The sequence below is a fragment of the Crossiella sp. SN42 genome (genome assembly GCF_023897065.1).
Lineage (GTDB): Bacteria > Actinomycetota > Actinomycetes > Mycobacteriales > Pseudonocardiaceae > Crossiella.
This window is the reverse complement of sequence record NZ_JAMHIV010000039.1, coordinates 61,917-74,721: the sequence shown is the minus strand read 5'-3', so window position 1 is coordinate 74,721 and position 12,805 is coordinate 61,917. Positions and strand designations below refer to the sequence as shown.

The window sequence follows — 12,805 nt, the reverse complement described above, 5'->3', positions numbered from 1 at the left end:
AGCATAGCTAAAGACTTGTTAGGTTTACCTTAGTTATTCAGCCGGGGCTGGACCGGCCGTGCCGCCAGTACCCGACGAAGCCGATGTCCGGCTTGGCCAGGCCGCGGTCGCCGACCAGGTGCCGGCGCAGCCCGGTGGCCAGCTTCGACTCCCCGGCGACCCAGGCGTAGCAGGGGCCCGGCGGCAGCTCGGCCGCGCGGACGGTGTCCAGCGCGAGCACGCCCGGCCGCTGGTGCGGGTCCGTGCGTGGCAGCCAGTGCACTCGAACTCCGGGTGGCGCGGTGAGGTCCGCGCGGATGTCCGCGGCCTCGGGCACCTCCAGGAACACCTGTGCGGTCAGGGTTTCCGGGGCCTGTTCCAGGATCGACAGGGTGGCGGGCAGCGCGCTCTCGTCGGCGACCAGGAGCTGCCACCGCGCGTGCGCGGCGGGCAGGTAGGTGCGGCCGATGTCGAAGATCCCGGCCGGGTCGCCGGGCTGGACCCGGCGCACCCACCGCGACATCGGCGAGTCGCCGTGCACCGCGAACTCGATGTCGATCTCACTTCGCTCGGGCCGGAACCGGCGGATGGTCAGGTTGCGCACCCAGGGCCTGCGCGTCTTGGGCAGCAGCATGAACTCGGCCAGCCAGGCCTCGCTGGACAGCGTGGGCATCCGCAGGCCGGACTGCCCTTCGCGCGGAAAGAACAGGCGCACGCCCTGGTCGAACCCGGAGGACTCCAGGTGCGCCAGCTCGGGGCCGCCGAGGGTGACGGAGACGAAGTGCGGGCTCAGCGTGGTCCGGCCCAGCACCTCCAGGGTGATCATCTTGCGGGCGGCCGACTTGTGGACTTTGCGCAGCATCACGGCACCAATCTGGGTTTTCGCAGGTCAGAGCGCTATTATGAGCAATAACTCAGTTCGTGGTCTACTCGCTTTCGTCCCGCTGACCAGGAGGTGCCATGACGTCGGAGCGGCGCCGTCTCCACCCGCGCAAACAGCCCCGCCAGGCCAGGGCCGAGCTGACCCGGCAGCGGATCCTCACCGCGGCTGCTCAGGTTTTCGCCGAACACGGCTACGCCGCGGGCACCACGAACCGGATCGCCGAGCGCGCCCGGATCTCCATCGGCTCGCTGTACCAGTACTACCCGAACAAGGACGCGATCCTGCTGGAGCTGGTGAGCAGGCACCTGGACGCCGGGATCACCGCCACCCGGCTGAGCACCCAGGCCGAGCTGCCGCGCTCGATCGAGGAGATCCTCCGGGTGTTCGTGCGCACCGCGATCGAGAACCACCGCGAGGACCCGCAGCTGCTCAGGGTGATGTTCGAGCAGGCGCCCCGCTCGCCGGAGCTGCTGGCCAAGATCGAGCGGCAGGAGCGGGACCTGGTGGCCTTCGCCCGCGACCTGCTCGACCAGCACCCCGAGGTCACGGTGGCCGACACCGAGACCGCGGCCAGGCTGGTGGTCTCCACGGTGGAACTGGTGGTGCACCAGCAGATCGGCGCGCCCAGCCCGATCGACCTCGACCGCCTGGAGCATGAGCTGGTGGCCATGCTCACGCGCTACCTCACCGCGGGCTGACCACCGCGACCTTCGGCCGGGACAGCGTCAGCGCGGGCAGCGTCGCCGCGGCCGCCAGTACCGCGAGACCCAGTCCCAGTCGCATCCCGGAGAGGGTGTAGCCGCTGGCCGCCCACAGCGTGGTGGCCAGCGCCGGACCGAGCGCGAACCCGATGCCGCGGGCCAGCTGGATGGTCGCCGCGGTGGTCGCGATCCGGCTCCGCGGCGCGGCCCCGATGGCCAGGGACTGCACCGGACCGCCGTAGAGGCCCATGCCCAGCCCGGCCGCGAGCAGCCGCCAGGCCAGGTCGACCGGTTGCCAGGACTCGGAAAGCGGCAGCACCAGCAGCAGGCCGGCGGCCACCACGGCCACGCCGAGCAGGCCGGTGCGGCGGGCCCCCCAGCGGTCACCGAGCACCCCGCCCAGCGGTCCGGCCAGCACCATGCCCACCGGGAAGGCCAGCACGGTCAGCCCGGTGGTGGCGGCGTCGACGTGCAGCACCCGTTGCAGGTAGAACGGCAGGACCAGGTTCATCGCGGCGAAGGCCAGGCCGATGCCCAGCAAGGTCAGGTGCGGACCGGCCATTCCCGGGCGGCGCAGCAGCTCCAGCACCTCGGCACTGGTGGAACGCTTGCGCCACAATAGGAACAGCGGCGCCGCGAGCAGCAGCAGGCCGAGCCAGGGCAGGCCGTCGGTGGCCGCGAAGCTCACCCCGAGCAGCACCGCGCTCACCGCGCCCGCGACCAGCGCGGCCTCGGTCAGCCAGCTCCGGTCCGGCAGGCACAAGGGACGCCCGGCCGGGATCGCGCGCAGGCCGATTCCCAGCACCAGCAAGCAGATCGGCACGTTCAGCAGGAACACCGCGGGCCAGCCGAAGGACTCCAGCAGCAGGCCGCCGAGCGCGGGACCGGTGAGCGCGCCCAGTGGGCCGAGCGTGGCCAGCACGCTCATCGCCCGCGCCCTGGCCTCCGGCCGGACCGCGCGGCCGGCCAGCGCCGGGGTCAGCGCGAGCATCAGCGCGCCGAAGCAGCCTTGCAGGACCCGCACCGGCACCAGCACCGCGAACTCACCGGCGGCCGCGGCGGCCACGCTGGTCAGCGCGAACCCGCCGACCGCCAGCGCCAGCGCGGGCCGGGGGCCGACCAGGTCCAGCCAGCGGCCGCTGGGCAGCACCAGCGCGATCAACGGCAGCTGATAGGCGAGCACGATCCATTGCGCCGCGCTGGGCGGCACGTCAAATTCGTGTTGCATCGTCGGTAACGCGATGTTCACACTGTTCATCGTCAACAGCGAGGTGAACGCGACCATTCCGGCGGCGAACACCAGCGACCATTGATTACGCTGGTGAATTTCACGCATCAATCAGGCCACGTGCCTGCGGTGCGCGGCACTCGCGGTGCCGGGACGTCCCCGTTTCAGTTGGGGAATATCAGTAACCGGAAACAAACCAGGCGGAATGTCCTGGTCCTCGTCCTCGACCAGGTCGGCGGGCGCGGGCCGGTGCCGGGAACCGCCGAAGCGGGCCAGCAGCACGATCAGCACCAGTCCGGCCAGCGCCACCAGGTGCGCGGCCACCCTGGTCGGCGCCACCCCGCCGCGCAGCAGGTCCAGCAGGCTCACCCCGAACAGCACCACCACGAACGTGGCCAGCACCGGCACCAGCCCGGCCACCTGCCGGGTGCGCAGCGCCGCCCAGCCGAAGGCCACCCCGAGCGCCAGGTTCCAGGCCGCGCTCTCGTGCGAGAGGTGGGTGGCGCCGGCCGCCAGCAGGCCCGTGCCGTGGTGGTCGCCGCCGCCGGGGCTGAGGAAGACCGACATGGCCAGCGTGACCTGGGTGATGCCGAGCAGGCCCAGCGCCCAGCGCAGCGCCGCGACCAGGCTCACCCTGCGCCGCGGCGCGGCCTCGGCGAGCACGGCGGCGACCAGGTCCGGCCCGGCCTCGGCCACCCCGGTCCTGGCCAGCCGGGTGATCCGCGCCGCCCGCTCGTACCAGGCGGAACAGTCCTCACAGGTGTCCAGGTGCGCGTCCAGCCGCGCCGCGGGCGGCGGCTCCTCGCCGTCCAGCCGCGCGGAGAGCAGCTCCTGGTACTTCGAGCAGTCCACGTCTTTCAAGGTCGGACTGAACCCTCGTCCGGTTCCCTCCGTTCCCCTGTTCGTGGTTAGAGTTCCGGCCATGGCCGATGACACCCAGATCACCGAGTGGGCGCTGGCCGCCGGCCGGGGCGACCAGGTCGCGGCCGCGTCCTTCATCCGGGCCACCCAGCGCGAGGTCTGGCGGTTCCTGGTGCACCTGGCCGGCCGCGAGGAGGCCGAGGACCTCACCCAGGAGACCTTTGTCCGGGCGCTGCGCAGCGTGCACCGCTTCGCTGGCCGCAGCCACGCCCGCACCTGGCTGCTCTCCATCGCCCGCCGGGTCGCGGTGGACCAGATCCGCTCCGCGATGGCCCGGCCGCGGATCTCCGGCGGGGTCGACTGGCAGGACAGCGCCGAGCGCGCCACCCCGGTCACCCCGGGGGTGGACGAGGCGGTCGCGCTGCAGCTGGCCGTGCGCGAGCTGGGCGAGGACCAGCGGGCCGCGTTCGTGCTGACGCAGGTCATCGGCCTTGGCTACGCCGAGGCGGCCGAGGTGTGCGGCTGCCCGGTGGGCACCATCCGGTCGAGGGTGGCCAGGGCGCGCCAGGAGCTGGTGCAGGCGCTGGGCGAGGGCCCGCGCCGCTCCGCCGCCAGCGAGTGACGGCAGGCGCGAGTCTGGGGTTTGTCCGGTTCTTCCTGCTGGCCGGTTAATTCCGTGACCCGTGCCAGCTGAGACCTGTTTGACATCTGCCGATCCAGGCCCTTTGCCGGGTTGTGGCTGACGCGTTCCCCTGAACAGCCCGGATGCCGAACGAGGGGCAAGTTTTCAAGCAGCGATACGAGATTTTGAAGCAGGCACCCGGCAGTTCTGGCCGCTGCTAGGTTCCAGTGACGGATTCCCGAGCAAAGTTTTCGTGCTACCAAAGAACCAGGCCTGCTCCGTTCGACCACTACGCGGTATGTGTCCTCCTCCTCCAAGGACACCTGCCGCCGAATGGCGCAGGCCGGACCGTGAGTACCGGCACAACAGAGCCGAGGAACTCGCCGCGGGTCGCCACCGACCCTGATTGAGGACATGAGGAGGAGCTGTGCCGTTGTCAGATCACTCGCCGCGCCCCAGGGAACCGGTCTTCCTGCACACGAGGGACTTCAAGCGCGACCCGTACCCGGTCTACGCGCGGCTGCGTGAGCAGGGCCCGGTGCACCGGGTCGCCTTCCCCAGTGGCGTGGTGGGCTGGTTGGTGACCGGCTACGACGCGGCCGTGTCCACCCTGGCCGACCCGCGCCTGTCCAAGGACCACCGGCACGGTGGCGAGCAGTGGCGCAGGCTCTCGGCCAGCATGCCGGAGCCGTACCACGGCCGGTTGCAGGCGCACCTGCTGCACCAGGACCCGCCGACGCACACCAGGATGCGCAGGCACGTCACCGACTCCTTCTCCCCGCGCCGGATGGCCGCGCTGCGGGCCAAGGTGGCCGAGATCGCCGAGTCGCTGCTGGACGACGTGGTCGCGCAGGTGCGCAGGGGCGGCAGCGCGGACCTGGTCGAGCACTTCGCCGCGGAGTTCCCGTTCCTGGCGCTGAGCGAGGTGCTGGGCATCGACGCGGAGTTCCGGGCCCGGTTCCGCCCGGAGTGGCGCAAGGTGGTCGCGCCGGTGGGGCCCAACGAGCCCGGCCGTCCGGCGTACCTGGCACTGCTGGAGGGGTGCCAGGACTACATCGCCGAACTGGTGGCGCACAAGCGGAAACACCCGGCCGACGACCTGCTCTCCGCGCTGGTGCGGGCCAACGAGGCCGGTGACCTGGCCGACCACGAGCTCAGCTCGATGATCTTCCAGTTGTTCGCCGCCGGGCAGGAGCCGGTGACCAACCAGATCACCACCATGACGGTGGCCCTGCTGGACCACCCGGCCGAGTTCGCCGAGCTGGCTCAGCGCCCGGAGCTGTTGCCGGGCGCGGTGGAGGAGCTGTTCCGCTACGACGGCTCGTTCGAGATCACCACCTGGCGCTTCTTCCGCGAGGACAGCGAGCTGCACGGGGTGCCGATCCCGGCGGGCGAGTCGGTGATCGTCTCCCTGGGCGCGGCCAACCGGGACGGGCGGCGCTTCGCCGACCCCGACCGGCTGGACTTCACCCGCTCGCCCAACCCGCACCTGGCCTTCGGGCACGGCATCCACTTCTGTCCCGGCGCGGCACTGGCCAGGATCCAGGGCCAGACCGCGATCTCCGCGCTGGTCCGCCGCCTGCCAGGGCTGCGCCTCGCGGTGCCCGCGCAGGACCTGGAGTGGATCCAGGCGGTGCTGGGCCGAGGGGTGGCCCGGCTGCCGGTGACCTTCGAGCACGCGCGGGCCCAGCCCGCACTCGCCTGAACTGACCGCGATCCCGCCGGGGTCGTGACCCCCGGTTGTCCCGTCCGAGAACCACATTCCCGTCCCCGCCGGGCGCGCACCCGGCGCGATGGATGCTGCGCGCAGCACTGGAGGCACGCCATGAGTCCCACCACGACCACCCTGTCCGCGGCAGGCTCCGACCACGCCTTAGCCGTGGCGGAGACCTGCGAGTCGATCCTGCGGATCCTGTTGCCGTACCGGCGCGCGGAGGCCGACGACACCTATGCCGACGGCGAGATCCGCACCGCCTTCGCCGACCAGCTGTCCCAGCTACGCGAGTTCGTCAGCGCGGGCGAGCCGATCGTGTTCACCCTGCCCGCGTTCCCGTGCAAGTCGCCCAACAACGACAAGGTGTTCGGCCACCTGCCGGACCTGGGCGAGCTGCTCTCGCTGCGGTTCCTGCACGGGCTGACCGAGCGGGTCCGTGAGGTCTACCCGCCCGGCGCGCGGATGCTGATCTGCTCCGACGGGCATGTCTTCGGCGACCTGATCAAGGTGCCGGACCACCACATCGACGAGTACGCCGAGACGCTGCGCCAGATGATCACCTGGGGCGGCTTCGACTCGATCGACACCTTCAGCCTGGAGAACGTCTACGGACAGGCCAGTTTCGAGGAGAAGCGGCGGATCCTGACCGAGGAGTTCGCCGAGCCGGAGGAGTCGCTGCGCGAGGAGGTCCGCGCCGGTGGCAAGGCGTTGCGGCTGTACCGGGGGATCACCCGGTTCCTGGTGGAGGACGCCGGTGACTTCGAGGGCACCAAGTCGGCGTTGCAGCGGGAGTGCCGCCAGCGCGCCTACGGGGTGATCCAGCGCAGCCGGGCCTGGGGCGACCTGATCGCGAAGTACCACGCCAAGCAGGTCCGGCTGTCCATCCACCCGCAGCCGGTGGGCGGGCCCAAGTTCGGCATCATGCTGCTCGGCTCGCCGGACTGCTGGCTGACCCCCTGGCACTCGGTGGCCGTGCAGCAGCGCGGGGAGCACAACTACACCCTGATGAAGCGGATCGACGCGGCCAAGATCGGCGAGCCGGTGTGGCTCAACGGCCGTCCGTCGCACTACGTCGCGGTGTCCGCCTGATCTCCTCGGCCACGCCGGCCAGGCAGTCGTGCTCGCTGTTCCCGGCCTCGGTGGCCACCTTCCACCGGTGGCCGTCCGCGGTGCGGTGGCAGCCCACCTCGACGTCCACCACCCCGGCCGAGTCGTCGATCCGGTAACCGCAGCGCTGGAGCGCCCGCCGGGTCCACACCTCGGCCAGCTCCGCGCCCGCGCCGGTGATCCGCGCCGTGCCGTGCACCTCGGCGCGCACCTGGAAACCGCCGGCCAGCGGGTCGAAGGTGTGGTCGCGGCCGCCGAAGGCCCGTTCCAGGACACCGTCCAGGACCAGGTCTTCCGGCGCGCCCGCGACCACCCCGCCGCCGGGCAGCACCAGCCAGATGACGTCGGCGTTGCGCAGGGCCAGTTCCACATCGTGGGTGGAGAGCAGCACGGCCAGATCGGTGGCCCGGCCGAGGCCGCGCAGCATCGCGGTCAGCTCGGCCCGCCGGGGCGCGTCCAGGAACGCGGTGGGCTCGTCCAGCAGCAGCACGGCGGGCTGCTGGGCGAGCGCCCGCGCGACCATCAGCCGCTGCCGCTCGCCGTCGCTGAGCTCGTCCAGCAGCCGCTCGGCCAGCGACTCCGCGCCGGTGAGCCGAAGTGCTTGCCGCACCACGGTTTCATCCTCGGCGCTGAGCTTGCCGGACCAGCCGGTGTAGGGCGCGCGGCCCAGCTCGACCAGGTCGATCCCGCGCAGGTTGCCGACCTGGACCCTGGTGGTGAGCACCACGGCCAGCCGCCGCGCACGCTCCACTCTGGACAGTGACGTGAGCGGAACCCCGGTCAGCTCAACCGATCCGGCCAGCGGCGGCTGCATCCCGGCCAGGGTGCGCATCAGGGTGGACTTGCCGGTGCCGTTGACCCCGAGCAGGCAGACCAGCTCGCCCGCGCGCAGGCCGAGGTCAACCCCGGAGAGCACGGTCCGGCTCCGCCGCCTGGCCCGGTAGCCAACCGCGAGGTCGTTGGCGCGCAACACTTCCGCGCCCATCACACGTCCAGCCCTCGGCCGCGACCGAGACGCACCAGCACCCAGGTGACCACCGGCGCGCCGAGCAGCGCGAGGGTGGTGTTCAGCGGCAGCACCGCCTCGCTGCCGGGCAGCTGGGTGAGGATGCTCGCGGCCACCGCGATGGTGGCGCCGAGCACGGCCGCGCCGGGGATCAGGTAGCGGTGGTCGGCGGTGCGCAGCAGGCCGCGGGCCAGGTGCGGGGCGGCGATGCCGAGGAAGGCGATCGGCCCGGCGTGCGCGGTGACCGCCCCGGCCAGCAGCGCGGCCCCGGCCATCAGCGTCCAGCGGAAGGCCCGCACGGACACCCCGAGCGACCCGGCGTAGCTCTCGCCGAGCAGGAACAGGTTGAGCCGCTTGACCGAGAGCACCGCCAGCGCCAGTCCGGCCAGCACCATCCCGGCCAGCACCGGCAGCGCCTGCCAGGTGACGCTCTGGAAGCTGCCCGCGCTCCAGTCGGTGAAGGTCTTCACCGACTCGGGCTGGGCGTAGTAGACCAGCATGTCGACCATGGCCAGCACGAAGGCGTTCACCATCACGCCGATCACGATCACGATCACCGTGCTCCGGATCAGCGCGGCCACCAGCAGCATCACCGCCATCACCGCGGCAGCGCCCAGCGCGGCCGCGGCCACCGTGCCGATTCCCTCCACTGTGGACAGTGCCACGCCGCCGGTGAGCGCGCTGCCGCCGCCGAGCAGCACCAGGCTGACACCGAAGCTGGCCCCGGCGTTGACGCCCAGCAGGTGCGGGTCGGCCAGCGGGTTGCGGAACAGGGTCTGCATCTTCAGCCCGGCCACCCCGAGCGCTGCTCCGGCCAGCAGCGCGGTGATCGTGCGCGGGATGCGGATCTCGGTGACGATGAACGCCCAGGACGGGCTTTCCGTTGGCTGGCCGAGGATCGCGCGCAGCACGTCGGGCACCGGGATGCGCACCGAGCCGAGGCTGACCGCGAGCACGGCGAGCAGGAGGGCGACGCCGCCGAGACCGCCCAGCAGCGCCACTCGCCACCCGGCCCGGACGGGAGTGCGGGCCGGCCGGGGTGGGGCCGTGGGTGGGGTGTCGGTGCCCGGCAGCGTCGCCTGGGTCATCAGCCGGCCTCGATCCGGCGCAGGAAGCTCAGCTGATGACCGGGCAGCAGGTCTGGGTGCAGCACGCTGACCAGGTCGGCCAGCAGCTTGTCCGGGTTGACCAGGCCGGCCGCCGCGTACACCCTCGGGTCGGCCCGGTCGATGCCCTTTCCGCTGGTCAGCGCGGTGATCCGGCTCAGTCGCGGCTCGCCTTCGAGGATCTTGGCGACGGTGGCGCCCTTGCCGACGAAGTCCGGCCGGAACCAGAACTCCGCGCTCGCGCCGCGCTCGATCATGGTCTCCATCGGCAGCCGCTGCAGGGCCTTGCCGGGCAGGTCGAACACGGTCCGGCCACCGGCGTCGCGGACCAGGGTGGGTTCCAGGTAGTCGTTCTGCGGGGCCAGGAAGTCCCGGCCGTGGCCGTTGATGCCGACCAGCACTGCCGGTTTCGCCGCTGCCGCACCGGCTTTCGCGGTCAGCTCGCGGTAGCGGGACTCGACCGCGGTGTAGTGCGCGGTGGCCTTGGCCTCGCCGTTGGTGAACAGGGACAGGAACTTCACCGCTTCCGCGCTGCCCAGCGGGGTCTCGTTGAACGGGTCGTAGAAGACCACGCCCACCCCGCCCTGGCCGAGCTTGTCGAAGCGCGCCTTGTCCCCGCTGGCGGCGAACATCACCTGCGGGCCGAGGTTGAGCACCCGTTCGGTGTCCAGCTTGTCGCCGTGCCCGACGCCGACCGCGGTCTTGTCCATGATCCGCTTGTTGACCCGCGGCAGGTGCTTGTCCGCGGTCTCCGCGCCGGGGAACTCGCCGTACCCGGCCAGCACCTCGGGGGCGAGCACCTCGAACGCGCCGAGCAGGGTGGCCGGGTTGTCGATGGCCTTGCGCACCGGCACCCGGATCGCGGTGGCCCCGGCGAGCTCGCCGGTCAGCTCGGGGGCGGGGGTGCCGCACTGGTAGAGCACGTAGGAGCGCGGCGCGGTGTCGGTCTGCTCCAGGCTGGTCTTGGGCCCGGCGTTGACCTTGAGCAGCTTGTAGTTCTGCCGGTACTCCACCTGCCACTGCTTCGAGACCTGCGCGCTGACCTTGTCCGGGAAGTAGTCCCGGCCCGCTTCGTGGTTCCGCGCGCACCCGGCGTCCCCGCTCTCGGCCGCCGGCGCGCCCGCGCAGGCGCTCAGCAGCAGCAGGCTGGCGACGGCCAGCGCGACGGTGGTGCGGGTCATCGGTGACTCCTGAACGTGCGGGATCGGCTCTCGATGGTGATAGTCGGGCCGCGACCGGGTTCAGTTCCCGCCGAGTTCACCGGGAAGTGTCCGCATGTCGACGCACTGTGACGCGGAACGCAGCCGTCACCGGTCCGGGCGTCACATGCGCTATTCCTCCGGCCAGGTCAGCGGTGTAAGGATGCGGGCATGCCCGTGCGAGTCAGAGCCGACCTTGCCGCGATGCCCGACTACGTTCCCGGCCGGAAGATCGCCGGGGCGATCAACCTGGCCAGCAACGAGGTGTCCTACCCGCCGCCGGCCGCGATCGTGGCCGCAGTCAGCGAGGCGGCCGCCTCGGTGCACCGCTATCCGGCGATGGGCAGCGAGGACCTGATCACCCGGGTCGCCGAGTCCTTCGGTGTGGACGCCGCGCAGGTCGCGATCGGCTGCGGCTCGGTGGCGCTGTGCCAGCAGCTGGTGCAGGCGCTGTGCACGGCCCAGGACGAGGTGCTCTTCGCCTGGCGCTCCTTCGAGGCCTACCCGATCGTCACCCAGGTGGTCGGCGCGATCCGGCACACCGTGCCGCTGGCCCCCGGCTACCGGCACGACCTGGCCGCCACCCTGGAGGCGATCAACGAGCGCACCCGGCTGATCTTCGTCAGCAACCCGCTGAACCCGACCGGCACCGCGCTGCGCCGGGACGAGCTGGTCGACTTCCTGGACCGGGTGCCCGAGGACGTGCTGGTGGTGCTGGACGAGGCCTACCGCGAGTTCGTCACCGACCCCGACGTGCCGGACGGCCTGGAGCTGGCCCGCGGCAGGCAGAACGTGGCCGTGCTGCGCACCTTCTCCAAGGCCTACGGGCTGGCCGGGTCCAGGGTGGGCTTCTGCGTGGCCTCGCCGGAGGTCGCCGGCGGGGTGCGCAAGGTGGCGATCCCGTTCTCGGTAAACCGGTTCGCGCACGCGGCCGCGCTCGCCTCGCTGGAGGTGCAGGACGAGCTGATGGAGCGGTGCAGGCTGATCGCGGCGGAGCGGGACCGGGTCAGGGACGAGCTGATCAAGATCGGTTTCGAGGTGCCGGAGTCGCAGGCCAACTTCGTCTGGCTGCCGCTGGCCGAGCGCGCGACCGCGTTCAACGAGCACTGCGTGGAGCAGAAGGTGGTGCTGCGCTGCTTCGCCGGCGACGGCGTGCGGGTCACCATCGGCACCCCGGAGGAGAACGAGGCGATGCTCGCCGCGGCCCGCAGCTTCCCGGGCTGAGCCGGTGCGGGTCCTGCGCGGCAGCGCCGAGCCACTGGCCCGGCGCTACCGGACCGCGCTGCTGGACCTCGACGGCGTGGTCTACCGCGGCTCGGTCGCGGTCGAGCACGCCGCCGAGGCCCTGACCCAAGCGCGCCGGCACGCCCTGCGGACCCTGTTCGTCACCAACAACGCCTCCCGCACCCCGGCCGAGGTGGCCACCCTGATCAGCGGTTTTGGCCTGCCGGTCGCACCGGACGAGGTGGTCACCTCCGCCCAGGCCGCGGCCCGGCTGGCCGCCGAGCAGGTCCCGCCGGGCTCCCCGGTGCTGATCGTCGGCGGCCCCTCCCTGGAGCTCGCCCTGGCCGAGGTGGGCCTGCGCCCGGTCCGCTCGGCCGGGGACGACCCGGCCGCGGTGGTCCAGGGCTTCGCCCCCGACGTGGACTGGCGCCAGCTGGCGGAGGCCTCCTACGCGGTGGCCCGCGGCATCCCGTGGATCGTGTCCAACATGGACCTGGCGGTCCCGCGCGAGGGCGGCATCGCCCCCGGCAACGGCGCGCTGGCCACCGCCGTCCGCCTGGCCACCGGCAAGGAACCCCTGGTCGCGGGCAAACCGCAACAGGCCATCTTCACCGAGTCCGTTCGCCGCAGCGAACCCCCGCACCTGGTCGTCGGCGACGGCCTGATCACCGACATCGAGGGCGCCAACGCCAGCGGCCTGGACAGCCTGCTGGTCCTCACCGGCGTCACCACCGTCCGCACCCTGGCCACGGCCCCACCACACCACCGTCCCACCTACCTAGCCGCCGACCTGCGCGGCCTCCTGGTGCCGCACAACGACCTCGTCACCACCGGCACCACCGTCCACTGTGGAACCTGGACCGCCGACCTGGCCCACGGCGACCTGCTGCTCACCACCACCAACCCGGCCAACCACACCGACGGCGCCCGCGCCCTGTGCGCCGCCGCCTGGCTCGCCGCGGACTCCACAATGGACTGCGCACTGGACACCGCCCTGGCCTACTGGACCGTGCTGAGCACGGACAGCCAGGCGGCCTGAGCCGTTCGAGTGTCACCCAGGTCACCTCCGGGCGGAGTTCGGCCAAACCCCACCACGACCTCCCGCGGCCTTGCTACGTTCGCAGCGCGCTGGGGGGCGACTGTTGGGGAATGGGCGAGCGCGAGGGGGAGGGACC

12 protein-coding genes are annotated in these 12,805 nt (G+C 72.0%); 6 read left to right on the top strand and 6 right to left on the bottom strand.

Translation table 11 applies throughout. The features are described 5' to 3' along the window. Nucleotides 1–37: 37 nt before the first annotated feature. Nucleotides 38–841, bottom strand: coding sequence for a siderophore-interacting protein (locus tag M8C13_RS36825; protein WP_252485422.1), 804 nt, complete (start codon nt 839–841; stop codon nt 38–40). Nucleotides 842–939: 98 nt separating this feature from the next. Here M8C13_RS36825 and M8C13_RS36820 point away from each other — a divergent pair, with 98 nt between their 5' ends. Further along, on the top strand, nt 940–1,560 hold the full coding sequence (locus tag M8C13_RS36820; protein ID WP_252485421.1) for a TetR/AcrR family transcriptional regulator: 621 nt from the start codon (nt 940–942) through the stop codon (nt 1,558–1,560). Here the strand turns inward: M8C13_RS36820 and M8C13_RS36815 are convergent. After that, on the bottom strand, nt 1,547–2,848 hold the full coding sequence (locus M8C13_RS36815) for an MFS transporter (protein WP_256510331.1): 1,302 nt from the start codon (nt 2,846–2,848) through the stop codon (nt 1,547–1,549). The two genes, M8C13_RS36820 and M8C13_RS36815, sit on opposite strands and share 14 nt — an antisense overlap. Nucleotides 2,849–2,902: 54 nt before the next feature. Next, complete coding sequence (locus M8C13_RS36810) at nt 2,903–3,643, bottom strand: zf-HC2 domain-containing protein (RefSeq protein WP_252485419.1); 741 nt, start codon at nt 3,641–3,643, stop codon at nt 2,903–2,905. A 70-nt stretch (nt 3,644–3,713) separates the two neighbouring features. Here M8C13_RS36810 and M8C13_RS36805 point away from each other — a divergent pair, with 70 nt between their 5' ends. The 3 genes from M8C13_RS36805 to M8C13_RS36795 all read left to right on the top strand — a co-directional run bounded on the left by M8C13_RS36805 (nt 3,714) and on the right by M8C13_RS36795 (nt 7,077). Then, nucleotides 3,714–4,274 (top strand): sigma-70 family RNA polymerase sigma factor, encoded by a 561-nt coding sequence (locus tag M8C13_RS36805; protein ID WP_252485418.1) that lies wholly within the window; start codon nt 3,714–3,716, stop codon nt 4,272–4,274. A gap of 427 nt (nt 4,275–4,701) precedes the next feature. Continuing rightward, nucleotides 4,702–5,979, top strand: coding sequence for a cytochrome P450 (locus tag M8C13_RS36800; protein WP_252485417.1), 1,278 nt, complete (start codon nt 4,702–4,704; stop codon nt 5,977–5,979). 120 nt (nt 5,980–6,099) lie between these two features. Beyond that, on the top strand, nt 6,100–7,077 hold the full coding sequence (locus tag M8C13_RS36795) for an L-tyrosine/L-tryptophan isonitrile synthase family protein (RefSeq protein WP_252485416.1): 978 nt from the start codon (nt 6,100–6,102) through the stop codon (nt 7,075–7,077). Here M8C13_RS36795 and M8C13_RS36790 read toward each other — a convergent pair. The 3 genes from M8C13_RS36790 to M8C13_RS36780 are packed head-to-tail and all read right to left on the bottom strand — an operon-like array spanning nt 7,037 to nt 10,388. Further along, nucleotides 7,037–8,080 carry an ABC transporter ATP-binding protein gene (locus M8C13_RS36790; RefSeq protein WP_252485415.1) on the bottom strand — a complete coding sequence of 348 codons (1,044 nt, stop codon included), beginning with the start codon at nt 8,078–8,080 and terminating at the stop codon, nt 7,037–7,039. The genes M8C13_RS36795 and M8C13_RS36790 overlap by 41 nt on opposite strands. After that, nucleotides 8,080–9,189, bottom strand: coding sequence for an iron ABC transporter permease (locus M8C13_RS36785; RefSeq protein ID WP_252485414.1), 1,110 nt, complete (start codon nt 9,187–9,189; stop codon nt 8,080–8,082). Before M8C13_RS36785 ends, M8C13_RS36790 begins: the two co-directional genes overlap by 1 nt. Further along, nucleotides 9,189–10,388, bottom strand: a complete 1,200-nt coding sequence (locus M8C13_RS36780; RefSeq protein WP_252485413.1) for an ABC transporter substrate-binding protein — start codon at nt 10,386–10,388, stop codon at nt 9,189–9,191. Before M8C13_RS36780 ends, M8C13_RS36785 begins: the two co-directional genes overlap by 1 nt. Nucleotides 10,389–10,577: 189 nt before the next feature. Here M8C13_RS36780 and hisC point away from each other — a divergent pair, with 189 nt between their 5' ends. Continuing rightward, a complete protein-coding gene (hisC, locus tag M8C13_RS36775; RefSeq protein WP_252485412.1) occupies nt 10,578–11,630 on the top strand; it encodes a histidinol-phosphate transaminase in 1,053 nt (350 codons plus the stop codon). A gap of 4 nt (nt 11,631–11,634) precedes the next feature. Next, nucleotides 11,635–12,669 carry an HAD-IIA family hydrolase gene (locus tag M8C13_RS36770; protein ID WP_252485411.1) on the top strand — a complete coding sequence of 345 codons (1,035 nt, stop codon included), beginning with the start codon at nt 11,635–11,637 and terminating at the stop codon, nt 12,667–12,669. The last annotated feature ends 136 nt before the right edge of the window (nt 12,670–12,805 follow it).

Excerpts from the sequence above, each read along its gene's own strand:
- M8C13_RS36815 (WP_256510331.1), bottom strand. The coding sequence starts at position 2,848 with ATGGTCGCGTTCACCTCGCTGTTGACGATGAACAGTGTGAACATCGCG.
- hisC (WP_252485412.1), top strand. The coding sequence starts at position 10,578 with ATGCCCGTGCGAGTCAGAGCCGACCTTGCCGCGATGCCCGACTACGTT.
- M8C13_RS36805 (WP_252485418.1), top strand. The coding sequence starts at position 3,714 with ATGGCCGATGACACCCAGATCACCGAGTGGGCGCTGGCCGCCGGCCGG.
- M8C13_RS36825 (WP_252485422.1), bottom strand. The coding sequence starts at position 841 with ATGCTGCGCAAAGTCCACAAGTCGGCCGCCCGCAAGATGATCACCCTG.
- M8C13_RS36780 (WP_252485413.1), bottom strand. The coding sequence starts at position 10,388 with ATGACCCGCACCACCGTCGCGCTGGCCGTCGCCAGCCTGCTGCTGCTG.
- M8C13_RS36790 (WP_252485415.1), bottom strand. The coding sequence starts at position 8,080 with ATGGGCGCGGAAGTGTTGCGCGCCAACGACCTCGCGGTTGGCTACCGG.
- M8C13_RS36795 (WP_252485416.1), top strand. The coding sequence starts at position 6,100 with ATGAGTCCCACCACGACCACCCTGTCCGCGGCAGGCTCCGACCACGCC.
- M8C13_RS36820 (WP_252485421.1), top strand. The coding sequence starts at position 940 with ATGACGTCGGAGCGGCGCCGTCTCCACCCGCGCAAACAGCCCCGCCAG.
- M8C13_RS36785 (WP_252485414.1), bottom strand. The coding sequence starts at position 9,189 with ATGACCCAGGCGACGCTGCCGGGCACCGACACCCCACCCACGGCCCCA.